22 protein-coding genes and 2 tRNA genes are annotated in these 26,009 nt (G+C 72.8%); 8 read left to right on the top strand and 16 right to left on the bottom strand.

Going from position 1 to position 26,009, the window contains the following annotated elements:
- Positions 1-9: 9 nt before the first annotated feature.
- Both RM590_RS21265 and RM590_RS21260 read right to left on the bottom strand, forming a co-directional pair.
- Positions 10-1,140 (bottom strand): PP2C family protein-serine/threonine phosphatase, encoded by a 1,131-nt coding sequence (locus RM590_RS21265; RefSeq protein WP_311706237.1) that lies wholly within the window; start codon positions 1,138-1,140, stop codon positions 10-12.
- Between the two features lie 98 nt (positions 1,141-1,238).
- Positions 1,239-2,138 carry an alpha/beta fold hydrolase gene (locus RM590_RS21260; RefSeq protein ID WP_311706236.1) on the bottom strand — a complete coding sequence of 300 codons (900 nt, stop codon included), beginning with the start codon at positions 2,136-2,138 and terminating at the stop codon, positions 1,239-1,241.
- A gap of 340 nt (positions 2,139-2,478) precedes the next feature.
- On the opposite strand from RM590_RS21260, the gene RM590_RS21255 reads away from it, so the two are divergent.
- The gene (locus RM590_RS21255) at positions 2,479-3,429 is read left to right on the top strand and encodes an endonuclease/exonuclease/phosphatase family protein (RefSeq protein WP_311706235.1); all 951 of its coding nucleotides are present in this window, start codon (positions 2,479-2,481) and stop codon (positions 3,427-3,429) included.
- A gap of 272 nt (positions 3,430-3,701) precedes the next feature.
- A complete protein-coding gene (locus RM590_RS21250) occupies positions 3,702-4,280 on the top strand; it encodes a GNAT family N-acetyltransferase (RefSeq protein WP_311706234.1) in 579 nt (192 codons plus the stop codon).
- Between the two features lie 6 nt (positions 4,281-4,286).
- Here the strand turns inward: RM590_RS21250 and RM590_RS21245 are convergent, their stop codons facing one another.
- From RM590_RS21245 to RM590_RS21225, 5 genes are read right to left on the bottom strand one after another with little or no spacing between them, the layout of a single operon-like run.
- Entirely contained in the window at positions 4,287-5,072 is a 786-nt protein-coding gene (locus RM590_RS21245) for an inositol monophosphatase family protein (RefSeq protein WP_311706233.1), read from the bottom strand.
- Between the two features lie 22 nt (positions 5,073-5,094).
- Positions 5,095-5,673: a DUF1349 domain-containing protein gene (locus RM590_RS21240; protein WP_311706232.1), complete on the bottom strand. Its 579-nt coding sequence runs from the start codon at positions 5,671-5,673 to the stop codon at positions 5,095-5,097.
- Complete coding sequence (locus RM590_RS21235) at positions 5,670-6,842, bottom strand: glycosyltransferase family 2 protein (RefSeq protein WP_311706231.1); 1,173 nt, start codon at positions 6,840-6,842, stop codon at positions 5,670-5,672. The genes RM590_RS21240 and RM590_RS21235 overlap by 4 nt, the downstream gene beginning before the upstream one ends.
- On the bottom strand, positions 6,839-7,906 hold the full coding sequence (locus tag RM590_RS21230) for a zinc-dependent alcohol dehydrogenase (protein WP_311706230.1): 1,068 nt from the start codon (positions 7,904-7,906) through the stop codon (positions 6,839-6,841). The genes RM590_RS21235 and RM590_RS21230 overlap by 4 nt, the downstream gene beginning before the upstream one ends.
- Before the next feature lies 1 nt (position 7,907).
- Positions 7,908-9,170, bottom strand: coding sequence for an aspartate aminotransferase family protein (locus RM590_RS21225; RefSeq protein ID WP_311706229.1), 1,263 nt, complete (start codon positions 9,168-9,170; stop codon positions 7,908-7,910).
- Positions 9,171-9,386: 216 nt separating this feature from the next.
- Here RM590_RS21225 and RM590_RS21220 point away from each other — a divergent pair, with 216 nt between their 5' ends.
- The 4 genes from RM590_RS21220 to RM590_RS21205 all read left to right on the top strand — a co-directional run bounded on the left by RM590_RS21220 (position 9,387) and on the right by RM590_RS21205 (position 15,762).
- Entirely contained in the window at positions 9,387-10,241 is an 855-nt protein-coding gene (locus RM590_RS21220; RefSeq protein WP_311706228.1) for an LLM class flavin-dependent oxidoreductase, read from the top strand.
- 169 nt (positions 10,242-10,410) lie between these two features.
- Positions 10,411-13,101 (top strand): hypothetical protein, encoded by a 2,691-nt coding sequence (locus RM590_RS21215; RefSeq protein ID WP_311706227.1) that lies wholly within the window; start codon positions 10,411-10,413, stop codon positions 13,099-13,101.
- A 103-nt stretch (positions 13,102-13,204) separates the two neighbouring features.
- The gene (locus RM590_RS21210; RefSeq protein WP_311706226.1) at positions 13,205-14,650 is read left to right on the top strand and encodes a cytochrome P450 family protein; all 1,446 of its coding nucleotides are present in this window, start codon (positions 13,205-13,207) and stop codon (positions 14,648-14,650) included.
- Positions 14,635-15,762, top strand: a complete 1,128-nt coding sequence (locus tag RM590_RS21205; protein ID WP_311706225.1) for a cytochrome P450 — start codon at positions 14,635-14,637, stop codon at positions 15,760-15,762. The genes RM590_RS21210 and RM590_RS21205 overlap by 16 nt, the downstream gene beginning before the upstream one ends.
- A gap of 114 nt (positions 15,763-15,876) precedes the next feature.
- Here the strand turns inward: RM590_RS21205 and RM590_RS21200 are convergent, their stop codons facing one another.
- The 5 genes from RM590_RS21200 to RM590_RS21180 all read right to left on the bottom strand — a co-directional run bounded on the left by RM590_RS21200 (position 15,877) and on the right by RM590_RS21180 (position 19,617).
- Entirely contained in the window at positions 15,877-16,080 is a 204-nt protein-coding gene (locus RM590_RS21200; RefSeq protein WP_311706224.1) for a hypothetical protein, read from the bottom strand.
- A gap of 71 nt (positions 16,081-16,151) precedes the next feature.
- The gene (locus RM590_RS21195; protein ID WP_311706223.1) at positions 16,152-16,985 is read right to left on the bottom strand and encodes a pectate lyase; all 834 of its coding nucleotides are present in this window, start codon (positions 16,983-16,985) and stop codon (positions 16,152-16,154) included.
- A 115-nt stretch (positions 16,986-17,100) separates the two neighbouring features.
- A complete protein-coding gene (locus RM590_RS21190; protein WP_311706222.1) occupies positions 17,101-18,300 on the bottom strand; it encodes a hypothetical protein in 1,200 nt (399 codons plus the stop codon).
- Positions 18,297-19,379: a HesA/MoeB/ThiF family protein gene (locus RM590_RS21185; protein WP_311706221.1), complete on the bottom strand. Its 1,083-nt coding sequence runs from the start codon at positions 19,377-19,379 to the stop codon at positions 18,297-18,299. The genes RM590_RS21190 and RM590_RS21185 overlap by 4 nt, the downstream gene beginning before the upstream one ends.
- A 94-nt stretch (positions 19,380-19,473) precedes the next feature.
- Positions 19,474-19,617, bottom strand: a complete 144-nt coding sequence (locus tag RM590_RS21180) for a hypothetical protein (RefSeq protein WP_311706220.1) — start codon at positions 19,615-19,617, stop codon at positions 19,474-19,476.
- Between the two features lie 91 nt (positions 19,618-19,708).
- On the opposite strand from RM590_RS21180, the gene RM590_RS21175 reads away from it, so the two are divergent.
- Complete coding sequence (locus RM590_RS21175) at positions 19,709-22,522, top strand: AfsR/SARP family transcriptional regulator (RefSeq protein ID WP_311706219.1); 2,814 nt, start codon at positions 19,709-19,711, stop codon at positions 22,520-22,522.
- 7 nt (positions 22,523-22,529) lie between these two features.
- Here the strand turns inward: RM590_RS21175 and RM590_RS21170 are convergent.
- The 4 genes from RM590_RS21170 to RM590_RS21155 form a co-directional block, all read right to left on the bottom strand.
- A tRNA-Lys gene (locus RM590_RS21170) sits at positions 22,530-22,602 on the bottom strand.
- A 75-nt stretch (positions 22,603-22,677) separates the two neighbouring features.
- The gene (locus RM590_RS21165; RefSeq protein WP_311706218.1) at positions 22,678-24,426 is read right to left on the bottom strand and encodes a DEAD/DEAH box helicase; all 1,749 of its coding nucleotides are present in this window, start codon (positions 24,424-24,426) and stop codon (positions 22,678-22,680) included.
- A gap of 194 nt (positions 24,427-24,620) precedes the next feature.
- On the bottom strand, positions 24,621-25,079 hold the full coding sequence (locus RM590_RS21160) for a hypothetical protein (protein ID WP_311706217.1): 459 nt from the start codon (positions 25,077-25,079) through the stop codon (positions 24,621-24,623).
- 110 nt (positions 25,080-25,189) lie between these two features.
- Positions 25,190-25,552, bottom strand: a complete 363-nt coding sequence (locus tag RM590_RS21155; protein WP_311706216.1) for a metallopeptidase family protein — start codon at positions 25,550-25,552, stop codon at positions 25,190-25,192.
- A 75-nt stretch (positions 25,553-25,627) separates the two neighbouring features.
- On the opposite strand from RM590_RS21155, the gene RM590_RS21150 reads away from it, so the two are divergent.
- A tRNA-Glu gene (locus RM590_RS21150) sits at positions 25,628-25,700 on the top strand.
- The last annotated feature ends 309 nt before the right edge of the window (positions 25,701-26,009 follow it).

Below are 26,009 nucleotides of genomic sequence, written 5' to 3'. Positions count from 1 at the left end.
GGGCGCCGTTCACCCCGGCCCGGACCCGTTCGCAGCGGAATCGGCGGTGTCCGTGGCCGGGCGGTCAACGGCCAGCAGCGCCATGTCGTCGGCGAGCGCGCCGCCCGTGTGTTCGAGGACATCCTCGACGACCCCGTCCGCCAGTTCGGCGGGCCCGGCGAACACCCGGCCCGCCAGGCTGGCGGCCGGCTCGTAGAACACACCGTCGGCGTCGCGGGCCTCGCTGACGCCGTCGGTGTAGAGCAGCAACTGGCTGCCCGGCGGAAAACCGGCGGTGCACGGCCGGTCCGGACCGGGCCCCAGGTCGCCCAGGCCCAGCGGCAGCGCCGGATCGGCGGGCACATAGTCGGCCGCGCCACCGGGGCCGAGCAGCAGGGGCGGCGGATGGCCGCGGTTGATGAGGCGCAGGCAGTCGGGCGGGTCGCGGGGGACCTCGACCAGGAGCGCCGTGGTGAAGCCCTCGACCGCGTCCAGCGCCGCCCGTTTCCGCCGCTCCCGCATCAGCGCGGTCTCCATGCGGGCGGTGACCGACTCCAGCCGCGGCTCGTCGTCGGCCGCCTCGCGGAACGCGCCCAGCAGCACCGCGACCGCCTCCGTCGCCGCCAGGCCCTTGCCACGCACGTCGCCGATCAGGATCCGCACGCCGTGCGGGGTCTCCCGGACGGCGTACAGGTCGCCGCCGATCAACGTGTTCCGCTGGGCCGCCCGGTAACGCGCCGCCACCGTCAGCCCGCCGGCCCGGTCCGGCGGCTCGGGGACAACGGCCCGCTGCACGGCCTCGGCGACGTTCTGGGCGGCGGCGACCCGCTGGTCGCGGCGGGCGACGATGCGGTTGATGACGAGGGCGAGCAGCGAGATCAGCGCCACCGTGCCGGTCTTGATGGTGGCCTCGCTCCAGGCGGGCTCGGGTATTCGCCACGACATCTGCGCGGCCACGGCGCCGGTGGCCAGCACGCCGTAGGCGGCGGTGATCGGCAACGACAGCACGGGCGCGGCCAGCAGCGGCGCGGCGACATAGAACGGGGTGAGGGTGACGTGCGGCGGCGTCTGGAAGTCGAGCCAGGTGCCGATCGCGACCAGCAGCGCGGGCAGCCAGGCGTACGCCCAGACCCCGGCGCGCCACGGCGCTGATGTGTGCACGCTCCCAATCTGCCGTCGGCGGGGGCGGGCGGCGAGTCGATCTTGGCACCGCGGCGCGCCGTGCGCCGGGCGGAACGGCCCGGGTTGGGCGGGGGCGGTCAGTCGGCGTCGAAGGGGGACATGTGCAGAAACTCGGCGACGGCCGTGCGGAAGCGGTCCGGCGCCTCCAGCCAGGGGTAGTGCCCGGCGCCGGGCAGCAGCTCGAAACGCGACATGTGGTGGCACTCGGCGGCCAGCCGCGCGGGCCGGGTACCCGCGACGCAGTCCTCGGCGCCCGCCACGACGAGGACCCGCAGCCGCGCCGCGCCCAGGAACGCCAGCCGCTCGGCGGCCTCCCCGGCGTCGGGCACGCCCGCGTAGAACGCCTCCCGCAGCCAGTCGGGCGCCGGCGCGTACTCCCCCCGCGCGTGCGCCCACGCGGCCGGGTTCCAGCGGCCGTAGCGGAACGGAGCGAAGTCCGCCGCCAGCCGCTCCGCCTCCCGCTCGCCGAACGGGCCGCCGGCCGCCAGCCGCTCGGCGGCCGCCCGCGCCGCGGGGTACCAGGGCTCGTCGGCCCGGCGCGCGCGCTGCTCGGCGATCTCCGCCGGGTCCACCTCTCGGTCGGCCCGGCCGGCCGGGGCGACCAGGACGAGGCTGCCCACGCGGTAGCGGTTCATCGCGGCGTAGTGCTGCGCGGTGAGCGCGCCGGCCGAGTGCGCCAGGACATCGACGCGCGGCAGCTCCAGATGGCGGCGCAGCGCGTCCACGTCGCGGCGCTGCTCGGTGTAGGAACAGGTCGCGCGGTTCTCCGGGGTTGCGGAGGCGCCGCCGCCGCGCGCGTCGAGGAGGATCAGCGTCCGGTACCGGTCGAGACCGCCGAGGTCGCCCAGCGCGCGGATGTCCTCCCCGGGCCCGCCGCCCAGGCACACCAGCGGCCTGCCCGCGCCGCGCACCTGGTAGGCGAGCTCGACCCCGTCATAGGAACGGAAACGCGGCACCCCGACCCCCTCCTGCTCCATGCTCCTGCTTGTTCGGAACCCCGGACTGAGGGCCCGCCTTCCAAGAGGGCGCCCTGCCCACGACGCTCCCCCGCAAGCGGGAGGTACCCCCTGGCACGCACGCTCGCTGCGTTGCCGAATCGCGCGAGTACGAACAAGTACGAGCTGCGATCCGGCGCCTTGCGATCGCACGCACCAGACGCCGCGGGCCGCCGGACGCCCCCTTGGAAGACGGACCCTAAGCCATCTCGTGGCGGGCCGACGGGAGTTCGGCTGGTGTTCGACACCCGGACGTGTGGGCTCCACCGACAGCCGGGACAGTCTCGTCGGACCGAAGTACCTACAGGTGAGGAGCGTTCCCATGGGTGTGTCCCGGAGAGGGATCCTGGGCGCCGCCGGCATGGCCGGGGTGGCCGGTCTGTTCAGCGCTAACTCCGCTGCCGCGAATGAGAGTTCGGCCGAGGCGGGGACCAGGGCCACGGCCGCGACGGCGGGTGAGCCGCTGATCGGCAGGGCCACCGGCGACCGGCTGCACGTCATGTCGTTCAACATCCGCTACGACGCCAAGGCCGCCCCCGGCACGCCGGACTCCTGGACCGATCGACGTCCGGTGCTGGCGGCGTTCCTCGAGCTCGAGCAGCCGACCGTGATGGGCGTGCAGGAGGCGCTGTACCACCAGGTCAGGCAGGTGGACGGCGACCTGCCGCGGCACTACGACTGGATCGGTCTCGGCCGTGAGGGCGGCGGTCGGGGCGAGTTCATGTCCATCTACTTCGACACCCGGCGCGTTGAACCCCTCGATTACGACCACTTCTGGCTGTCCGACACCCCGAACGTGATCGGGTCGAAGTCGTGGGGCAACAACGTGATCCGGATGACGACCTGGGTGCGCTTCCGCGACCGGCGTACCGGAAAGGAGTTCGTTCACGTCAACACCCACCTCGACCACCAGTCGGAACCGTCCCGGCAGCGCAGCGCAGCGCTGATCCAGGACCGCGTCGCGGGCTTCGACCCGGCGCTGCCCGTCGTGCTGACCGGCGACTTCAACACCCCGGCCGAGAACTCCGAGTCCTACCGCATCCTCGTCGCCGGGGGCGCCCTGGCCGACACCTGGACCACCGGCGAGCGGCTCACCCCGGCCTGGGGCACGTTCCCCAACTACCGGGACCCGGTGCTGGGCGCCAACCGGATCGACTGGATCCTGGCGAACCAGCGGGTTCAGGTGCTGAGCGCCGCGATCAACACCTTCCGGGTGGACGGCCGTTACCCCTCCGACCACACGCCGGTGCAGGCGCTGGTCCGGCTGGTCTGACCCGCGCGGCCCGGCGCGCCCCGGCCCGGGCTTAGGGCCTGTATCGAGTTCCCGCCCGGGCCCGCGACGCCAGTCACGGCACCTCGCCGCTCCCCCAGACTCCGTCTGGGAGGTGCCCCCAGCCGAATCGCGCGAATACGGCCGGGTATGAGCTGCGATCCGGTGCCTTGCTGGGGGTACCTCCCAGGCCCCCAAGGGCCTGGGGGGGCACCGCGTCTGACGCCGCGGGCTGATCCGACCGGGAACTCGATACAGGCCCTAGTCTCGGACGCGTGCACGTCCATCTGATCACCGCCCGGCTGCGGCTGCGGCGTTTCACCGGGGACGACGCCGCGGCCCTTGCCACGCTGCACGGCGACCCGCAGGTGATGCGTCACATCGACGACGGCCGGCCGGTCGCCTGCACCGTCGTCGAGCGCGAGACGCTGCCCGCGCTGTTGCGCGAGTACGACCAACTGCCGTCCGGCTTCGGCTGTTTCGCCGCCGAGGAGCGGGCCACCGACGCCTTCGTCGGGTGGTTCTCCCTGCGGCCGGCGGCCAGCCGGGGCCTGGCCGGCGGCACCGAGCTGGGCTACCGGCTGGTGCCCGCCGCCTGGGGCCACGGCTACGCGACCGAGGGGGCCCGGGCGCTGATCCGGCACGGCTTCGAGGGGCTGGACGTCGAGCGGATCGTCGCCACCACGATGACCGTCAACGTCGCGTCCCGGCGGGTGATGGAGAAGGCCGGGCTGCGGCTGGTGCGTACGTTCTTCGAGGAGTGGCCCGAGTATCTGGAGGGCGCCGAGCACGGCGACGTCGAGTACGCGCTGCCCCGGGAGGAGTGGGCTGCGGGCCAATATGAACGGGACTGACCGCCGCTATCGGGCTGTAATCGGCGACCCTCCGGTGAGGGCCGCGTGCAGCGCGGGGCCGGCGGCCGTCACGCCGCTGCCCAGCGGCGTGACCACCGCGCCCGCCTCGGTCGCGATCAGCGCGCCCGCGGCCCAGTCCCAGCGGCTCAGCTCGTCCTCGTAGTACGCGTCACAGCGGCCCACCGCGACCCAGCACAGCTCCAGCGCCGCGCTGCCGCCGCTGCGGATGTCCCGGACGCGCGGCAGCAGTTCGGCCACCACGGCGGCCTGCCGGGCGCGGGAGGCCGCGGCGTAGGCGAAGCCGGTGGCCACCAGCGCGGCGGCCGGGGCCACGGGGTCGTTGACGGCCAGCGGCCGGCCGTTCATGTGCGCTCCGGCGCCCAGCGCCGCGCTGAACGTCTCGTCCCGCGCCGGGTCGTACACGGCGCCCACCTCCGGCCGCCAGCCGTCCCCGTCCCACCGCTCGCAGGCGACGCTGACGGCCGAATGCTGAATGCCATACAGGTAGTTGACCGTGCCGTCCAGCGGGTCGATCACCCAGCGCAGCCCGCTGTCGCCGGCGCGTTCTGCGCCCTCCTCGCCGAGGAGGCCGTCGCCGGGGCGCTCGCGCGTCAGCAGCTCCACCACCGCGGACTCGCTGGCCCGGTCGGCGTCGCTGACCGGGTCCGTGGCGGTGGACTTGAACGCGACCCCGGTGGCCTTTCCGGCGCGGCGGGTGAGCTCGGCGCCGCCCCGGTGGGCGGCCGCGACCGCGAGGCGCAGCAGCGCCTCGCGCTCACTCGTGCGGCTCATTGAAGCAGCTCATTCATGCGACTCATTCATGGAGTTCCCGCGAGATCGGCTCGGTGACGCCGAAGCCGCTGAACCGGGCGGCGAACCCGGCGCGCTGCGGCGAGCAGCACATCACGCCCACCTGGCAGGCGTCCGGCATCGGCAGATAGCCCAGTCGCAGCAACTGCCAGCCGCCGTCGCCCCGTTGGTACTGCACGCGCAGCGCGTCGCCGTGCCGGGTGACGCGCACGGTGACCTCGCCGGAGAAGTCGGGGAGCTGGATCACCGACCAGTCGGAGTGGCCCCGGGTGAGCACCGCGCTCAGGTGCGCGACGCCGTCGGTGTACTCGACGCCCGCCTTGAGCCAGGTGCGCTCGTCCGCGCGCACCATCAGCCCGGACTGGTCGTACAGCGTCTCGTACGCGCCGCCGAGCGTGACCTGCGCGGTGAAGTCCCCGACGACCTCGCGGGAGAAGAAGTGGCCGTCGTCCCGGATGAAGCCGTAGAACGTCTCGCGCCAGAAGTCGGTCTCGCTGCCCGTGACGGCGGTCAGCACCTCCGTCCCGTCCTCGACCGCCCACTTTGGCGGCTCGTTGAGCCAGCTCATGCCCTCGAACGTCATGCCGCGTCCACCTCCCGCACATCGCCCGCCACGCGCGCCGCCTCGGCCAGCACGGCGTCCCGGTACTTCGGCGCGAGCCGTGCCACCGGCGGCAGCACCCGGCACGCGGCCAGGGACCCGTCCGCCCAGGGCAGCGCCACGCCCGCCAGCGGCAGTACCTCGACGGGCGCGCCGGGGTCGAGCAGGGCGGCCACGGCCGGTTCGCCGACGAGCGCGCCCGCGCCGTCCACCACCGCGCCGACGATCAGCGTATCGGCGCCGTCCGCCCGGCCGCGCACCACGGCGAGGGAGGCGTCCCGGCCGCCGCCGGCGGCGTTGGTCAGCTCCGCGCGGAACTCGCGGGCCAGCCCGTTGGCCTCGAAGTCGCCGAACGCGGCGGCGAGTTCGACGTCATGGTCCGGCCACTTGCCCACGAAGTAACGGTAGTTGCGCTGCTCGGTGTCCCGGTTGGCCGCCACGTTGCGGACGTGCGGCAGATGGATGCCGTAGATGTCCGGCGCCATGACGATAGGCGTTCCGGTGCGGCTGATGCGGTAGGCCCATTCCAGGTCCTCCACGCCATAGCCCTTGAACGCGGGGTCGAAAGTGAGGTCGTGCTCCTCGATCAGCGCCCGGGGCACGGCGACCAGCGCGGTCCAGGCGTAGGCCCAGGGAATCACGTGCTCGGTGCCGCGGCGGGCGTCCGCAGGAACCTCGGCCCCGCCCTCCAGTTCGGCGAAAAGCTTCCGGTAGTGGTCGAACGGCAGGACGCGCACCTCGGATACGTCGGTGGCGTTGTTGTCATAGTCCGTCATCTGCCCGGCGACGCATACGTTCTGCCCGTACGCGTAGTACCGGTCCCACAGTTTCGCGAGGAAACTCGGCGGCACGATCATGTCGGCGTCCAGGCAGATGACGACCTGCCCGGTGGCCTGCCGCAGGGCGAGGTTCCGGGCGTATCCGACCTGCCACTCCTCGGCCGAGACGACCGAGGTGATCCGCAGCCGGTCGGTGAACTCGCGGCAGGCCGCGATGTATTCGCCCGAGTACTCCATCGCGCCGACGATGACCTCGAACTCGTCGGCGTCCAGGGTCTGTTCGGCGAGCGAAGCGAAGGCGAGCCGGACGTTGTCCAGGCGCTGCCGGTAGGGGATGACGATGCTGAACTTCGGTGCCGCGCGGCCGGTCACCGCCCGGCCTCCGGCGCGGAGGCGATGAGCACCTTGCAGCTCTCGGTGTCGGCGCCGGCCAGCACGCGCCGGTCGATGTCGCAGCCCAGCGCGGCGAACCCGGTTCGGTACTCCTCCAGCGGCACCACGTGGCTGACCAGCCGCTCGGCGGGCAGCCGGCCACTGGTGATCATGTGGAACGCCTCGTCGAACGAGCCGTGCAGCGAGTCGATGGACCCGATGACCGACAGGCTGCGGTCCGCCAGGTGCATGGCGTCCACGGTGACCTTCTTCCGCTTCAGGCCGATCGACATGAAGATCCCGCCGGGGGCCAGCTCCTCGTACAGCTCCTCCAGCAGCCCGGAGGTGGTGTCCACGACAACGTCAATGGGGGCGTTCACGTCGCCGAAGTGCTCGCGCCGCGCCTCGGCCAGCGAGCCATAGGCCCGAATGCCCTGCGGCAGCACCTTGTTGGCGAACGCCAGCCGCGCGGGCGCCGTTTCGACGACGACCGGGGAAAGGCCCTGCCAGGACAGCGCCCAGGCGTACAGCAGCCCGAGCGGTCCGGCGCCGAAGACGTAGGTGAACGCGGTCAGCGAGGTGGGCCGGATCTTGCGCACGCCGCTGACCACACAGCTCAGCGGCTCGGTGAGCGCGGCGCCCTGGAGGGTGATGTGTTCCGGGACGCGGTGCACGAACCGGGACGTGGTGCGGTAACGGTGGGCGTAGGTGCCGTCGTAGCTGATCCCGCTCTCCGTGCCGTCCTTGTTCACGCAGTGGTTGATCCGCTGGGTCCGGCACATGCGGCAGACGCCGCAGTACGGGGTCGGGTTGATCACCACGCGATCCCCGACGGCCACGCCGGCGACCTCCGGGCCGACCTCGGCGACCACGCCGGTCGACTCGTGCCCCAGCGTGGTGCCGGGCACGGCCACCGGGTAGTAGCCGGCCACGACGCCGAGGTCGGTGCCGCAGATCCCGGTGTAGGCGATGTCGACCACGACGTCGTCGGGCCCGGTGGCGTGCAGGTCCGGCACGTCCTCGATCGCGACGTCCCACGGCCCGCGGTACTTGAGAGCCTTCATGTCATTCGCCTTCCTCGAACTGCGGCCGGGTCGACTCGAACTCGGCCAGGGCCGACGCGAGTCCGTCGATGATGTCGAGCACCTCGTCTTCCGAAACGATGAGCGGGGGGCGGACCTTGACCGCCGTGCCGAAGCCGTAGCGGCTGCCGCGCAGCAGCAGCCCGTGCTGCCGGGCCAGGGGAATGAAACGGGCCACGTCCGCGCTGGTGGGCAGATCGAAGGCCAGCATCAGGCCCACGCCCCGGTCGTTGGTCACGGAGGGGAACCGTTCCGCCAGTTCGCGCAGGCCGTGCCGCAGGATCCGGGACGTGACGGCGACCCGTTCCAGGACGCGGTGGTCCCGGATGTACTTCACCGTCTCCTCCATGGCCACCAGCGCCAGGGGGTTGGCGCCGGAGGTGGAGGAGTGCTCCCAGGGCTCCAGGACGTCGAGTTCCTTGCGCATCACCACACCCGCGGCGGGGATGCCGACGCCGCCCGCGCCCTTGGCGAAGGTGATGATGTCCGGCCGCAGATCGCGGGCGATCCCGGTGGAGGCGAAGAACGAACCGGTGCGGCCGAATCCGGTCTGCACCTCGTCGGCGATGATCAGAATGCCGTGTCTGTCGCAGACTTCTCGGATGACCCCGTAATACTCCGGAGGCGGCACTATGTTCCCGCCGTTGCCGAGCACGGGCTCGATGAGCAGGGCGGCCACCTGCCCGCTGGAGGCGAATTCCACGAAATCGTCCAGCCGGCGGGCGCAGAGCATGTCACATGAATCGGGGGACTGCAGGTAGAAGCAGTTTTTGCAGTCCGGTGCCGGAATCTTCACCGAACCCGCGAAGGGGAGCGAGAAATTCCGCTGGCGGAACGCGTTTCCGGACACCCCGGTGGCCACCGCGCTCTGCCCGTGATGCGACAGGAACAGCGATACCACATCGGATTTCCCGGTCGCCTTCTGCGCGATACGGATGGCGCATTCGTTGGCGGTCGATCCCGTGATGTCGCGGAACCAGAAGGCGTCGATGTGTTCGGGCAGGAACTCCCGCATCAGCGCGAAGACTTCGGCCGACTTGGCGCGGGTCAGATCGGAGGAGAGATGGGCGGACTTCTCCAACTGCACGTGCAATGCGTCGATGACCTGGCGATTTGAGTAACCGAGGGACAGATTGAACGTACCCGACGCGCAGTCGATGTAGCGCTCGCCCTGAATATAGAGATGAACTCCCTCTCCCACGGGCTCCATTAAGTCCATGGGAACGGATTGATCAATGGTTCGCAAGCCGACTTCCCCCCAAGGGAATGTGTGCCGCAGGTGCCGCGAGCCACAGTAAGTCATACCCAGAGGTAAACCGGTATACCCTCCAGGTTTGTGTGGATCGTCACAGGGGCTTGTGAGCCGCCGGGTCTTGTGCTGGCCGCCCCTGGGCGTTACCCCCGCATTGGGGGCCACCGACGCGGTCGTAAAGGACGGGCGATTCGGCCCTAGAGTGCAGGCGTGACGAAAGAACGCATCGGCGTGATGTTCGACAGGGACCAGCGGCCCGAGGACCTCCCCGCCTTCGCCGCGGCGGTGGAGCGGGCCGGCGCGGACGACCTGTGGCTCGTGGAGGATCTCGCGTGGGCGGGCGCCATATCCTCGGCCGCCCTCGCCCTCACCGCGACCGAACGGCTGCGCGTCGGCATCGGCATCATGCCCGCCCCGCTGCGCAATCCGGCGCTTCTCGCCATGGAACTGGCCACCCTCGCCCGCGTCTTCCCCGGCCGGGTGATCGCCGGCATCGGCCACGGCGTGGCCGAGTGGATGGCCTCGGTCGGCGCCGCGGCCCCCGCGAAGCTGCCGCTGCTCGGCGAGACCATCACCGCCGTGCGGCAACTGCTGTCCGGCGAGACGGCCCAACTCGACGGCCGCGCCGTCCACATCGACGGCGTCCGCCTGGTCCACCCGCCCGCCGCCCCGCCGCCGGTGGTCGCCGGCGTGATCCGCCCCCGTTCGCTCGCGCTGTCCGGCCGCGTCGCCGACGGCACGGTCCTCTCCGAGGGCCACGGCCCCGCCGCGGTGACCGCCGCGCTGGCGCGCATAGCCCCCGGCCGCCCGCATGAACTCGTCGTCTTCACCTACCTGTCGCTGACCGACCCGCTGACGCGGATCGCCGCCGAGACCGCCGACTGGCTCGGCGTCGCGCCCGCCGACGTCTTCCTGGCCACCGGCGACGCGGCGACCGCCGCCGACCGGGTCCGCGACCTGTGGGCGGCCGGCACCACCACGGTGGTCCTGCGCGCCGTCGGCGACGACCCGCTGCCCCAGATCGGGGCCACCCTCGCGGCGCTCGGCCGGGAGCCCGAGGAGTAGGCCGCGGCCGGACCCGCGCCCATGCTTCCCAAGCTCCGTGCTCTGCCCCAGTATTGAGGCCCTGAGGACGCCGGGGGGCGCCTGCCGGGGAGGGGTCCCGGCGAGCGCGCGTTAGCCTCCCCCGGCGATGCCGACGTCGTTCCAACGACACGTCAGCGGGGGGACAATGATGTCCAGAGAGCTTGAATGGGGCGAGTTCTTCGAGGCGTTGCGGCACGCGGTCGCGCCGCGCCGCGGGCCGGGGGGCGGGGAGGGCGCACCGGACCGGAAGGCGAAGGCGCGCACCGTACTGCCGCCGTTCCAGCTCCGCACCGACGACCGGGAGCCGATGATCGGCAAGCTGGCCGCCTTCCTCCACGCCGAAAGCGACCGGCGCGTGCCGCATGTCCGGATCGCGGTGGCGGCGAACGCGCCCGGGCCGGACGTCCGGATCCGCCCGCTGTGCGCCGACCTCGCCCCCGACGACCCGCGGCGCGGCGTCCCCCGGCTCACGGGACGGCTGCGCCTGCCCAACTACGCGCTGCTGCATACCACCGTCGAGTGGGCGTCGGACCCCGCGGCCACGGCCACGCTGCGCGACTTCTGCTACGAGCGCCACCGCGGTCCCGTGCGGAGCGCGCTGTGGACCCTGGGCGGCGGCGACGCGCCCACCGATGGCGCCGGCCTCGCGACCGCCTGGTACTGGCTGAGCCGCCCGGTGTGCCAGTACCTGCCCCGCTGGCTGTGGGCCCGCCGACACACCCGCCGCCTGCTGCGGTCGAAGAAGCACGGCTGGTACGCGAGGCTGGTCGCGGGCCGATCGCCGCTCTTCGGCGAGGAGTTCTTCCACCACGTGGGCGACCGGGTGGCCGCGCTTCTGGACCCCGACAGCCCCCGGCCGGGCGCCGAGCGGGAGCCGGAACTTGAACGCCTGCTCCTGCACGCGCTCATGGCGGACTTGAACCGCTGGGCGCGCCCCGGGCGGCTGTCGCCGTGGCGGCGTCGGCGCGTCACCCGTTTCGTGGTGCTGCTGCCCGTGCCGGACGCGGACGAGGCGCGGGCCCGTTGTCAGCGGTTCCTGTGCGAATTCGGCGCCGCCGCACGGGCGACGGGGTGCGGCGCGGCCCTGCTGCTGGCCGTCGGCCCGTCGGGGCCCGACCCCGCTGCGGGCGTCGAGACCGGCCCGGTCGAGGCGGCGCGGACGCTGCGGCGCGGGCCGGAGGCCAACGACGACGTCGCGCCCCGGCTGCTGGCGCTGCCGCCCGGTCTGGCGGGCCTGCCCGAACCGCACCCGGTCGAGGTCCCGGTCCGGTCGGGGCACGACCCGGCCGTCGAGGCCGTCTTCTACGGGCTGACCGTCGCGATGGCGGCGGCGACCGTGCCGTTCCTGCCCCTGTGGGACGACGAGCCGACCACGTGCCTGGGGAACGCGCCGACCGGGGAGATCACTTCGTCGCCACCGGCGGCCCGGGCGGACGATCTGCCGGCCCTGGCCGATCAGGCGAGCGAGCTGATCGAGCGGGAGAACGAGCGGGTGGAGCGGGCCCGCGCGGACGGCGCGACGGTCCGGACGGTCGCCTATGTGGCCCGGCCGGTGAGCGAAGGCCCGGCCGAGGAGCTGCAGCCGTCGGACGGGGCCGTGCCGGAGCTGCGCGGACTGGCCCTGGCGCAGGCGGATTTGAACGCGGAGGCGCGGGGCGACGACGTGAAGATCCTGCTGCGGGTGGAGATGTTCGACGCGGGCCCCCGTTACGCGGAGGCGGTCGATGTCGCGAACAGGATCGTCCGCCTGGCGGAGGAGGACCCCGACGAGCTGATCGGCGTGGTGGGCATCGCCCAGAGCTGGGACGTGACGCAGGAGGCCGTGCGGATCCTGAACGCGGCCGAGATCCCCACGATCTCCACCAACGCCACCGCGGACGAAATGCAACCCGGCACGTTCTACCACCAGATGGGCCCGCCCAGCAGCCGGGAGGCGGACATCGCCGCCGAGTTCACGCGCGAGGCCAGCATCGTGCAGGACGAGAACGGCCAGTGCGCCCCCGCCGAGGCCGCGATCGTCATTCAGGACCCGGCGGACCTCTACAGCACCTCGCTGGGCAACAGCTTCATGACGGAATTCGAGGCGCGCGGCGGGAGTTGGCACACGCTCTGGTACACCCCGCCGGATCTGGCGACCGGCACCCCGACCCAGCCGGCGGACCCGCGCATCAGGCGGGAGAACAATATGCACGCTGTGGCCGAGTCGGTGTGCGCCCGGATCCTCCAGGAGCCCGACACGGAAACGGTCGTGTACTGGGCGGCGCGTTCCCGCGAGTTCGGGGCGTTTCTCAACGACTTCGAGGACTCCACCGACTGTGCGGGCGACCGGCTGACCGCGGTCGGCGGAAACGGGCTCACCAACGCCGCCCTGTCCGGGCTGTTCGGCGACCGTTCCTGGCTCCGGCTCTACCACGCGGCCCACGTGCTTCCGGTGGGCCGGTCGGCGAGTCATATCGCGGAGGGGTTCAACGCGCACTACGCGGCGACGTTCGGCGCGGACGACCCCTGGCGCAACGACGGGCACGCCGCCCTGGTCTACGACGCGATGCAGGTACTGGCCGAGGCGGCCAACGAGACATACGCCGCCTCGGGCGGCCGGAGCGTCGGCCGCGAGGGTGTGCAGGCCACGCTGTACGGCGGCATCGTCAAGGCGGGGGCCAGCGGCGCCATCGACTTCCCGCCGGGCGAGCCGGTGTCCCGGAACAAGCCGGTGGTCATCCTGCACCACACCGCCGCCGGCTCCGAACCGGTGCTGGCCTGCGGCGCCTTCGCGCACAACGCCGAGCCGGTCGACACCTGGGGCCCGGACGGCGCGTTCGACTGCCCGCAGGACGACTGAGCGGGCCGGGCGGTGATCGGCAGGTGCTCGCCCGGTGGTCAGCCGGTAACGAATCGGCGACTACCCGTTGCCTCGCCGAGCCCCGCACGTGAGTCTGGACGCCGTGTCAACTCTCGCTTCCACAAACCCCCTTGGTCACCCCTGGCCCGCCACGCGGACGCCCTGGCCGACGCGCAGCGCGCCACTGTACGGGCCGGACTTCGCGCGGGACCCGTTCTCCTACTACGACAGCCTCCGGCGCACCTTCGGTCCGGTTGCCCCGGTGACACTGGAGGAGACCGGCGCCTTCCGCGGCTACCTGGTGCTGGACCACGGCCACCAACTGGACGTCCTCCAGAACCGCCGGCAGGTGTGGACGCGTGACTCCCGCTGGTACCGCGACCTGGCCGAGGGCGCGCTCCCGCCGGACCACCCGATCATTCCGCAGTTCGCCTACCGGCGCAGCCGCCTCTACGCCGAGGGCACCGAGCACGAGCGGCTGTCCACACCGGGCATCCGGGCGCTGGCCGAGCTCGACCTGCTGCGCACCCGGGACCTGATCGAGGACCTCGCCGAGCAGCTCATCTCCGCGCTCTTCACCGACGAGGAGCCGGGCGAGGTGAACGAGGCGGACATCCTGCACCAGTACGCCCTGCAACTGCCGCTGCTGGTCCTGATGCGGCTCATGGGCATGGACGAGAGCAGCGCGCTGGCCACCGGCAACGCGATCCACGAGATGCTCAGCGGCGGCCCCGGCGCGGCGCAGGCCGCCGCCGACCTGGACGCGACGATGCGCGCGCTGGTGACGGAGAGGCAGACCAACCCCGGCCCGGACCTGGTCTCCTGGATGCACCACCACAACCAGGAGTCGGGGCTCGACCTGGCCGAGCTGAGCGAGGACGTCTGGCTCCAGATCGTCGCCGGGCGCGGCGCCAGCACCACCTGGATCTGCAACACGGTGCTGGAACTGCTGACCAACCCGGACTTGAACGCGGACGTTGTGGCCGCCCGCTGCTCGATGAGCGAGGCCATGAACCACGTGATGTGGATCAACGCTCCGATTCAGAACCTCATCGGCCGCTGGGCCACCCAGCCCACCACGCTCGGCGGCTACGACGTGAACGTCGGCGATCTGGCCATCCTCAGCCTGGGTGCCATCAGCGCGGACCCGGCGATGCGGGGCGTCGACCAGTACATCTCCCGGACCAACAAGGCGCATCTGGCCTGGGGCGCGGGCACCCACGGCTGCCCGGCGCGGGACCTGGGCGGCCTGATCGTGCGCACCGGACTCGAAGTCCTGTGGGAGCGGCTCCCCGGCATGCGGCTGGCCGTCCCGAAGGAGGCGCTGACCTGGGACCTGCCGTATGTCGCGCGGTCCCCCAGCTCGCTCCCGGTGATATTCCCCCGCCCGCCGGCCGCCCCGAAGGACGGACAGCCATGGACCACCCAGCCCAAGTTCATCTCGAGCCCGCCCCGGCCGATTTCCACCGAGCCGAAGGAGCGGCCCTCCGAGCGGCAGGGCCGGTTGCCACGGTGGCGCTCCCTGGTGGCGTGGTGGCCAAGGCGGTAACCACCCGGGAGGCCGGGTACCAGGTGCTGAGCGATCCGCGGTTCGCCAAGGACATCCGGCACTGGGAGGACTACCGGCAGGGCCGGATACCCCCGGACTGGCCGCTGCTGTTCATCGTGGCGGGCAAGGGCCTGCTCACCACCGACGGGGACACCCACCGGCGGCTGCGCCAGCCGATCCAGCGGGCCATATCCCCGCGCCGGGTCAAGGAGTTGCTGCCGGACGTCGAGGCGGTGGCGCGCCGCCTGCTGGCCGGACTGGCCACCGTTCCGGCCGGGGAGGAGACCGACCTCCAGGCCCGTTTCGCCCTCCCGCTGCCGCTGGAGGTCATCTGCTCCCTGCTCGGCGTGCCCGAGGAGGGCGGGCTGCGCGAGGAGTTGCACGAGCTGTCGGCGGCGGCCATGAACTCGGAGCTCGGCGCCGACGCGATCCTGCACACCGTGGGGCAGCGCTTCCCGGCGACCCTGCTGTCCCTGATCGAGCGGAAACGTTCCCGCGGCGACCGGGACGACCTCACGATGGAGCTGGTCGACGCCCTGGACGCGGGCCGGCTCACCGAGGAGGAGGTCATCGGGAACCTGGTGGTCACGGTCATCGGCGGCCACGAGACCACGGTCAACCTGATCTGCCACGCCGTCCGCGGCCTGCTCACCCACCCCGAGACGCTCGCCGAGGTCCGGGCCCGGCAGGCGGCGGGCGACGACCCCTGGCCGGAGGTGGTGGAGGAGGCGCTGCGCTGGGAGTCCCCCTCCCGCAACGTGATGTTCCGCTACGCCACGGAGGACATCACGGTGGAGGGCGGCGCCGTCATCCACAAGGGCGAGGCGGTGCTCGTCCCGCTCCCGGCCATCCAGCGCTGCCCGCACGCGTTCCCCGACCCCGACCGCTTCGACCCGGGCCGCGCGGAGAACGCCCAACACCTCGCGTTCGGCGCGGGCGCCCACCGCTGCCCCGGCGCGTCACTGGCCCGGGCCGAGGCGGCGATCGCACTGCGGCTGCTGTTCGAGACGTTCCCCGAGCTGGCCCTGGCGCCCCGCCCGGCGGAACGGGTGCCCTCCCTGGGCATCAACGGCTACCGCGCACTGCCGGTCTTCCTGCGCCCGGCGCCCTGAGGCCCCCGCACCGGGAAGCCGACGAACACCCGCCCCCGACCGGCGCCGCACGAGACCACCGCGAGCGCCGGCCGGGCCGCGGCCCCTTGTGAACCCCCCACCGGGAACAGTTCCTCAGTCGGCCGCCAGCAGCGTCCGCGCCACCTCCCGTGCCTGGTGGGCCGGTTCGGGGGTGCCCAGGATGCCCGCCGTCGCCATCGCCCCGTTGGCCAGGACCGCCAACTGGTCGGCGCGTTCCGGTGGCAGGCCGGCGGCGGACGCCAGGGTGGCCAGGTAGTCGCGGAACGCCCGCTTGTGCACCCGTGCGAGGTCGGTCACCTGCGGTGACACCGTGCCCAGCCGCGCCACTCGCGCGGGGGCCGGTCCGGGGTGAAGCGGAGGAACGGGAGTTACTGGTAGGAGATGTCCGACTCGTCGTACCGGCAGTGCGTGCCGTCCGGACCGGAGCCCGACTCCTCCGGCTCGTCACCGTCGTCGTTGCCGATGTAGCGCTGGCACACGGTCATCTCGGAGTCGCCGACGACGGTGATGTTGCTGAACGTCGCCGTGTCGCCGTAGTTCTCGTTGATGCCGGCGATGATGTTGCCCGGGGCGACCGCCGTGACGCCGTCCAGGACGATCGTCCGCTGGGACATGGACGAGCAGTTGCCGCAGGAACGGACCAGGGTGCCGAAGTCCTCGGCCTCGAAGTTCCGGATGTTCAGCGTGCCGCCGCCGTTGAACTGCAGCACCTTGTCATCGGCCCCGACGGCGCCGCCGCCGACGACGTTGTACGTCGAGCCGTTCCGGAAGGTGGCGGCGTCCTCGCCGACGTTCTCCCAGTAGACGTTCTCCAGCGTGCAGTCGCCCTCGCAGTGGATGCCGTCCGCACCCGGAGAGCCGATGATGACGTTGCTGAGCGTGGCGCCGTCGCTGACCTCGAAGACCGGGAGCTGGTCCTCGTCCTGGTCGCCGCCGCCGAGCCCGTCACCGGGTATGTAGCGGGTGCCGCCGCCGTCGAAGTCCTCGGTGATCGGAATGGTCTCCTCGACCACCTCGTCCGCGGTGGCCATGGGGATCTCGACGACGGAGCCGGGGGATCCCTGGGCCGGCTCGGCCGCCGGCGCGGGGTTGCCGGCGCTGGCCGACTGGGCCAGGGCGGTCAGCCCGGTGGTGGCCAGGGCGCCGGCGAGGAGGACGGCAGCCAGCCGTCGGCCTCGCCTGGGGGTTCGGTTGCGATGCACAGTTCGCACTGTGTACTCCTCGAACGTGTGGGGGGACTGTTCATGATGATGGTTGCCGCCGAGCCGCCGGGAGGTTGCCGGACGCCATGATCCGGTTCATTCGCGGTGGGGAACGTCACGAACGCCGGGCGGCGGCGCGTCGGGAGTATTCCGTGGCGGCGAGCACCAGGGCCAGGGTCTCGGGGCCCAGGAGGAGGCCCGCGCAGAGCAGGCTGTACCAGAAGGCGGCGGTCAGCGGGCCCTCCGCGAGGCCCTCGGACGCCCAGCCCAGTACCTCCACGACGACCGGGAGCAGCAGCAGGCAGCACCACGCGGCCACGCCGAGGAACCCGGCCAGCCAGACCCAGCGGAACCAGCGTCCGGCGCGCAGGTCGGCCTCGGCCGCGGCCGCCAGTTCCTCGGCCTCCGCCGCCGTCAGCCTGCCGAAAGCCCGCCGCAGCAGCAGCGACTTCACCCGCCACAGGTCCCGGCAGCCCAGCGCGTTGACCAGCACCGCGTAGAGGTCGGTCCGCAGGAAGACCATGCACTGCCACAGCATCTGGACCACCTTGACGAACACCCACGCGGCCAGCAGCGAGTCCACCCCGGGCGGAGGTGACAGCAGCCGGGCGCACAGGAGCAGGGCGAGCATGACGGAGTCGATCGCCAGGCCCGCCAGGAGCGGTCCGTACCGGGCCCGGCGGGGCACGGTCCACAACTGGGTGAGGTCGGTCTCGAACACGAGCATGACCATGCGGCGATCGACGCCGAAGCGCGTCTGAATGCCGAGGGCGCGCGCGGCGAGCCAGTGCCCGCACTCGTGGCTGGCCACCGAGAACCACATGAAGGGCACCAGGGCCAGCGCACTCAGCCCGGTGTCGTCGAACGCAAGGGCGTCGTCGGCCGGGTGGGGAAGGAGGCCGGGCCGCAGCGCGAAGACGCCGACCGTGAAGAGCAGGCATGCCGCGTAACAGGCCCAGGCCACCGGGCCGAAGAACGGGCGGACCGTCTCCTGGCGCACGCCGGACATCCACCGCCGGGCCTGGATGGGCGCGGTGCGGACCGGCTCGGGCGCGGCGGGGTTCTCGGTTTCGTCCGCCAGGAAGCCCAGTTCCCCGAGGGTGGCCACGAACGCCGGCACGTTCACCGGCTGGCCGGCGAACTCCTCGGCCTCGGCCGCGGCTTCCTCCAGCGTGGCGCCCCGCTGGAGCGCGGCGATCACCACCCCGCCGACCGCCGGGATCGAGACGAACGTCCCGGCGGCGGGATCGCCCACCAGCACTTCGTCGCCCTCCGGCACGACGCTGAGCGGCCGGAGCCGGACGGGCGGGCTCACCGCTCGCGTCGCCGTGGCGGCGCCAGGGGGCACACCAGGCACTCCGGGTCGCGGGTGATGGGCCGCCACTCGGGCACCAGGCCGTTGCGCAGGTCCAGGATGACCCGTGCCCCGGCCGCCCGGGGCGGTTCGAAACCCGTCAGGTAACGCTGCGCCTCGACAGCGACCAGCGAACCGATCTGCATGGCCATCGGGCCCGTGAGCGGGTTGAGCCGCGGCCCGCTCTCCGCGAGCCGCACCGCGGCCTCCGCCGACGTGCCCGGGGCGGGCCGGTCCGCGTGGTCGCAGGCGAGGCAGGGCGTCCGGCCCGGGTCCACGGACACGTACATCAACTGGGTGCGGATCCCGCCGCCGTTGACGTACGGGATCCCGGCCCGGACCGCCGTCTCGTTCACCCACAGGTTGGCGTGCGGGTGGCCGTCGAGGCCGCCCGCGATCAGGTCGACGCCCTGGACCAAATCCGCGAGATCCTCCGGGGCGGAGATCCACCGGTCCACGGCGCGCACCTTGATGTCCGGGTCGAAGTCGCGCACCCACTCGGCCGCGCGGTCGGTCTTCGGCCGCCCGATGTCCCGGTGCCGGTAGAGGAACTGCCGTGCGAAGTTGCGGGATTCGACCCGGTCGTGATCGACCAGCGTCAGCTCGCCGACCCCGAGGCCGGCCAGGCACTGCACCAGCGAGGAACCTCCGCCGCCGACGCCGGCCACCAGCACGTGCGCGTCGCGCAGCTTCTTCAGGTACGCGGCGCGGGGGCGCTCCAGCCCGGCGTAGGTGCCGTAGAAGGTGAGGTTCGAGAAGTGCCGGTCGTCGTCCTCGGGGTCACCGGCGTCCTCGACCAGGCCCAGGGCGTCCAGCCCGCGCAGGCCCGCGCCGATGTCCGCCGCCGAGAGGTCGAATCCCCGCCCCCGCATCGACACGCTCAGCTCGGCGGCGGTCTGCGGGGTCCGGCGCAGCTCACTCAGGAGCGCCGCCACCTGGCCGTCCGGATCGCTCAGCGTCGTGGCCTCGCGAGCGTCGAAGACCACCAGGAGATCCTCTCCGGACGCCTCCCACGCGCATTCCTTCAACGTGACCTTCACCGTGACACGCACCGTTTCTCGTCGGCGGGTTGACCCGCGAGGAGGGGCAGCCGAGGGGCCGGCCCCTCCCCGCGGAGCTGGCCGTCGGGCGACGTCAGCAGATGTAGTCGGTCGCCTTGACGGACTCGACCTTCTTGACCTTGATCTCCATGGGCCTGCCTCCTTCTTGCTCGGTTCTTGCCTGGTTCTCGGTGAGAACCTGCGGCCAGGGGGCGCCGCTGCGGCCCAGACTGCTCAACTCACCTGATTACTCGCTGATTTTGCGCTAACTCGGCAGCTAATCTTTCGCCTCATCGACGGCTCGGGAGAGATGAGTGATCGTGAACGGCGTGAAGTTCCGTCTCCTGGGAACGGTGGGCGTCTGGGACGACGGGCGATGGCTGGGACCGGCCACCGCGCAGCAACGGACCGTGCTGGCGACACTGCTGCTCGAAGCGGGCCGACCGGTGCCCGTGGCGCGGCTGGAGACCGCGCTGTGGGGCACCGAACCGCCGGAGTCGTCGCGCAACGCCGTGCAGGGGCACATCTACAAACTCCGGCGGCTCCTCGCGCCGTACCCGGACGTCGAGCTGACGACCTCGGCACGCGGCTACTGCCTCGCGACGGAGCGCCGGCGCATCGACCTGCACCGCTTCCGGGAGCTGATCCGCGAGGCGGGCCACAGCGAGGAAGGGCCGGAGCATGTCAGCGTCCTGCTGCGGACGGGGCTGGCGTTGTGGCAGGGCCCGCCGCTGGCGGACGTCGCGGGCCGGTGGCTGCCCGACACCGTGGCACCCGGCCTGGAGGAGGAACGGCTGTCGGCGCTGGAGCAGCGCGTCGCGCTCGATCTGCGGCTGGGGCGGCACCGGGAGGCGGCGGCGGAGCTGTCGGCCCTGGTCGCCGAGGACCCGCTGCGGGAACGGCTGGTGGCGCTGCTGATGACGGCCCTGCTGCGATGTCGCCGGCGAACCGACGCGCTGGCCGTGTTCCGCCGCGTCAGGGCCCGGTTCGCCGAGGAGCTGGGGATCGAGCCCGGGGAGGAGTTGCAGCAGTTGCATCAGGCGATCCTCGCCGGCCGGGCGGGGACGGCCGCCGAGGTGGCCGGGACGCCGCCGGTGCCCGCGGTGGCGCCGCGGCATCTCCCCCCGGACACCGAGCCGTTCACCGCCCGGGAGGAGGAGCTGACCGCCCTGGACGCGCTGGCGGCCCTGGCCGCCGACCCCGCGTCGTCCGCGCCGGCGTACGCCACGGCGCCGTGCGTGATCACCGGCACCGGCGGGGTGGGCAAGACCGCCCTGGCCGTGCACTGGGCACACCGGGCGCACGAACGCTTCCCCGACGGTCAGCTCTATGTGAACCTCCAGGGCTTCGGCCCCACCCACATCGCCCGGCCGCCGGCCGAGGCGGTGCGGCTGTTCCTGGACGCGCTGGAGGTGCCGTTCGAGCGGATCCCCGCCACGCTGGAGGCGCGGGTCGGGCTGTACCGCAGCCTGCTGGCCGACCGGCGCATGCTGATCCTGCTGGACAACGCCTTCGACTCCGACCAGGTCCGGCCGCTGCTGCCCAACTCGCCCGGCTGCCTGGTCCTGGTCACCAGCCGCGCCGAACTGACCGGTCTGGTCGCCGTCGAGGGCGCCCGGACGCTGTCGCTGGGGCCGCTCTCCCCCGCGCACTCCAGGGAGCTCCTGGCCCGCCGGCTCGGCGCGGACCAGGTGGCCGCCGAGCCCGACGCGGTCGCCGACATCGTCGCCCGCTGCGCGGGGCTGCCGCTGGCCCTGGCCATCGTGGCCGCCCGGGCGCGGGCCCGCCCGGCGTTCCCGCTCGCCGCGCTCACCTCGGGTCTCGACGGCCTGGACGTCTTCGACGGCGGTGACGCCGACACGAACGTGCGCACGGTGTTCTCCTGGTCCTACCGCGCGCTGAGCCAGGCCGCGGCCCGGCTGTTCCGGCTGCTCGGACTGCTGCCGGGATCCGAGATCTCCACGGCCGCCGCGGCCAGCCTGGCCGGCGTACCGGTGCGGCACGCCCAGCGGCTGCTGACCGAGCTGACGCGGGCCCACCTGGCCGGTGAGCGCTCCCCCGGCCGTTACGGCTGGCACGACCTGCTGTGGGCCTACGCCGAGGAGCTGACCCGCCTCCACGACCCGGCGGACGAGCGCCGCGAGGCGCTGCACCGGCTGCTCGACCACTACCTGCACAGCGCCGGCCTCGGCGACCGGCATCTCGACCTGTATCACCGGGTCCCGCTCGCCCTGGAACCGCCGCGGCCCGGCGTCACCGTGGCGCGCCTCACCGACCGCGCGCAGACCCTGGCCTGGTTCGGCCGCGAGCACCGGATGCTGCTCGCGGCGATCCGGCACGCGGCGCGCAGCGGGTTCGACCGGCACGCCTGGCAACTGGCGGGCGCCGCCTGGGGTTTCCTCTCCCAGGAGGGGCGTTCCGACGATCAGGCGGCCATGCACCGCATCGCGCTGGCGGCGGCGGAGCGGCTGTCCGACCCCGCGGCGGCGGCCCATGCCCACGTCGGGCTCGCCCAGGCGCTGATCAGGCTGGGCCAGGACAAGGAGAGCGAGTCCCATCTGCGGGACGCGCTGGAGCTGTTCGGCGGACTCGGCGACCACATCGGGGAGGGCGTCTGCCGCATCTACCTCAGCGTGCTGATGGACCGCCGGGGCGACTACCCGGAGGGGCTGCACCACAACGAGCAGGCGCTGCGGCTCTACCGGGCCGCCGGCGACCGGGCCGGCGAGGGCCGCACCCTGAACAACGTCGGCTGGTTCCACGCACAGCTCGGCGCGTACGGGGAGGCACTGCGCCGGTGCGGGGAGGCGCTCGCCATCCACCGCGAGCTGGGCGACATGCCCGGCGAGTCGGCCACGCTGGACAGCATGGGCTACATCCATCACCGGCTGGGCCAGTACGAAGAGGCCATCGCCTACTACCGCAGATCCCTGGCCTGGCGCCGGGGCTGGAAGCGAGTGCTCGGCGCCCGGACGCTCAGCCGGCTCGGCGAGGCCCAGCTCGCCGCCGACCACCCCGAGGAGGGCCGCCGGACCCTGCGGCAGGCCCTGGACCTGTTCGACGAACTGGCCCCCGGCGAGGCGGACACCCTCCGCGCAAGGATCAACGCCCTGGCCGAGCGCGATCCGGCCGACGAGCAGTAGTGCTTCGTAGGCCGTGTGGGACTCGAACCCACAACCAAAGGATTAAAAGTCCTCTGCTCTGCCAATTGAGCTAACGGCCCGCACCGAGCAGCATAGCCCGGGCGTGGGCCCGGCCTCGAAGGCATTCGGAGCGTCTTCGAGGCCGGGCTCCGGCGTCAGCTCTCGCGCTTCCAGCGGGGCTTGTCCGCGCGGCGGTCGAACGAGGGACGGTCGTCCCGGCGGTCGAACGACGGGCGGTCGTCCCGGCGGAAGCCACCGCCGCGGTTGCGGCTGTCGTCGCCGCCCCGGCGGTAACCACCCTCACCCCGGTCGTCCCGGCGCCCATACGGACGACGGTCGTCCCGGCGGAAGCCGCCGCCACCACCGGCCCGGCGGTTGCCGCCGTCCTCGTGCTGCCGGGCGGCCTCGGCGCGCGCCGCCTTCTCGGCGCGGCGGGCCTCCCGGAGGGCTTCCCGCTCCGCCTCGCGCTCGGCCTCGGCCAGGGCGCGCTGCCGCGCCTCGGCCGCCCGGGCGATCGCCTCGGCCGGGTCCTCGCCGCGCTCGCGGGCGGCGCGGCCGGTCAGCCGCTCGGCCTCCTCGCGCAGCTCGGTGGCGCGCTCCTGGGCGCGCTCCAGCTCACGGCTGAGCCGGGCCACCTCGCGCTCGGCGTGGGTCACCGCGCCCATCGCCGACTCGGCCTGGACCTCGGTCAGCGAACGGGCGCCGATGATGTCGGCCACATCCGGGTCGAACAGGTCGCCGCGGCCGATGACGTGCCGCGAGGCGTCCACGCCCGCGTCCTCCATCAGCCGGAAGATGGTCCGCCGCTGGTGCGGCAGGGCCAGCGAGACGACCGTGCCGGAGCGCCCGGCGCGCGCGGTGCGGCCGGAGCGGTGCAGGTAGTCCTTGTGGTCGGCGGCCGGGTCCACGTTCAGCACGACGTCGATGTCGTCGACGTGGATGCCGCGGGCCGCGACGTCGGTGGCCACCAGGACGCCGACCCGGCCGTCCTTGAAGTCCGCCAGCGTCCGGGTGCGGGCGCCCTGCGTCATGCCGCCGTGCAGCGCGTCTGCGCGCACCCCGGCCTCGCGCAACTGGCCCGCGACGCGGTCGGCGCCGAGCTGGGTGCGGACGAAGACGATGGTGCGGCTGCCGTCGCGGGCAGCGATGGCGGCGGTCAGCGGCGCCTTGTCGCGCGGCTTAACGATCAGCACGTGGTGCGCCATGGTGGTCACCGCGCCCTGGGCCGCGTCGACCTCGTGACTGACCGGCTCCACCAGGTAGCGCTTGACCAGCGTGTCGATCTCGTTCTCCAGGGTGGCGGAGAACAGCATGCGCTGGCCGCCCGGCGGGATCTGGTCGAGCAGCTCGGTGACCTCGGGCAGGAAGCCCAGGTCGGCCATCTGGTCGGCCTCGTCCAGCACGGCGACCTCGACGTCGTCCAGCGAGCAGGCGCCGCGGCCGATGACGTCGCGCAGCCGGCCCGGGGTGGCGACCAGGATGTCGACACCGCGCTCCAGGGCGTAGATCTGGTTGCCCATGGAGGTGCCACCGCAGACGACCTTCAGCCGCAGGCCGAGCACGTCGCCGTACGGCTCCAGCGCGTCGGAGACCTGCATGGCCAGCTCGCGGGTCGGGGTCAGGATCACGGCACGCGGGCGCTTGGGCGCGGTCCGGCCGCCCGCGAGGCGGGCGAGGGTCGGCAGGCCGAAGCTCAGCGTCTTGCCGGAGCCGGTGCGGCCCCGGCCGAGGATGTCACGGCCGGCCAGCGCGTCCGGAATGGTCGCGGCCTGGATGGGGAACGGGGTGGTGACGCCGTTCTCGGCGAGCTTGCGCACGATGTTCTGCGGCAGGCCGAGGTCGGCGAAAGTGATGGTGGGCTCGTCCTCGAGGGGGAGCAGAGCCTCTGGTGTGGTCACGGACATGCGAAGTGAGTACCTTCCGGAGTCTGAGGTGGTCGGCACGCGCCTGAGCTCCGTAGGTGCTCTGGACCGCCTGGATGCGGTCAGCCACGGCTAGACGAGGAACGCGCCACACGGCGCGCTGATTCGGGGCGCCGGGCAAGTGGGATCAAACGATCTACAAGCATACGCACCGTGCGGCCGCCCGCGCAAACGGCTTAGCCGCCACCCTCCGGAACAGGCTCGGAGGCGGTCGGCTCGGCAGAGGGAACGGGCTCGTCGCTGGGCGACGGCTCGGCCGGCGCACCGCTCGGTACCGGCTCCGGATCGGGTCCGGGGGCCGGTGGCGGAGTGGGGTCCGGCTCGGAGGCCACGGCCTCCGGGCTGGGTGCGACGCGCTCCCGCCCGTCCGGGGACGGGCGCGGCTCGTCCTCCGCCTCTGCCAGGCTACCCGACGGCGCGGGCGTTCCCCCGGGCCTCTCCTCGCCCCCGCCCGCCACCGGGACCCGCTCCGGCTCGCCGCCGCCCTCGGGCGCCGAGTCCCGGGCGCTCGGCTCGGTGCCGCTGGGGGCGCTCCCTGCGGGCCGGTGGTCCGGCTCGACGGTGATGCAGCCGGCGAGCACGGCGGTCAGCGCGGCCAGGGCGGTCGCGGACGCCAGGGGGCGGGAGCGGCGCACGGACGGGCACCTCCGTAGGACGGGGACAGGGTCGGGCGGGGGCTTCCGCCGGACTCAACTCCCGCCCCCGCACGGAGGACACGTAACAAAACGGAACGGAACGAAACCGATCAGCTATAGCCGAGCGTGTGCAGCCGTTCGTCATCGATGCCGAAATGGTGGGCGATCTCGTGCACGACGGTGATTTCCACCTCCTCCACGACCAGCTCCCGGTCCCCGCCCTCGCGCCGGCACAGCCGGAGGGTGGGGCCCATGTAGATGGAGATCCGGTCCGGCAGCACCCCCGCGTACCACTCCCCGCGCTCCGTGAGCGGCGTTCCCTCGTAGAGCCCGAGCAACTCCGGGTCCTCGGGCGGCGGCTCGTCCTCCACGAACACGGCGACGTTGTCCATCAGCCGCGTCAGCTCGGGCGGGATCCGGTCCAGCGCCTCACTGACCAGTTCCTCGAACTCCTCGCGCGTCATCTCCAGCACGCCGCCATTGTCCGACGCGAAAACGGTTTTGGTGATCCCCCGCGCTATCGCCTATGCTTTCCGCGTCCCCCACCGGCCCCCATCGTCTAGTGGCCCAGGACGCCGCCCTTTCAAGGCGGTAGCGCGGGTTCGAATCCCGTTGGGGGTACCCAGAACAAGGGAACACTCGTCCCGTTGTGGACGATCTACGGGCCCCAGTCCCTCGATGAGGGTGACGGGGCCCGACTTATCTGTCACCGTCTGCAATGCCTGTGCCGTAGCGGCCAGCTCACTCATCATGTCCGGCGTGACCTGTGCCCGGATCGTTACCTGCTCTCTGGGGCGGTCATAGCGGACTTCCAGGGCGAACGCGTCGTAGAGCCTGCGCTGGAGATCTTCCGGGCAGCGATCCACCCGCACGTCGAGCCGGGGCAGGGCGTCCAGCAGCGCGGGATCGCCCGGCCCCGCGTCGGGGACC

This window comes from Streptomyces litchfieldiae (genome assembly GCF_031845365.1).
GTDB classification, from domain to species: domain Bacteria; phylum Actinomycetota; class Actinomycetes; order Streptomycetales; family Streptomycetaceae; genus Streptomyces; species Streptomyces litchfieldiae.
The sequence above is the reverse complement of the archived record's forward strand: the minus strand, read 5'-3'. Positions and strand labels throughout refer to the sequence as shown.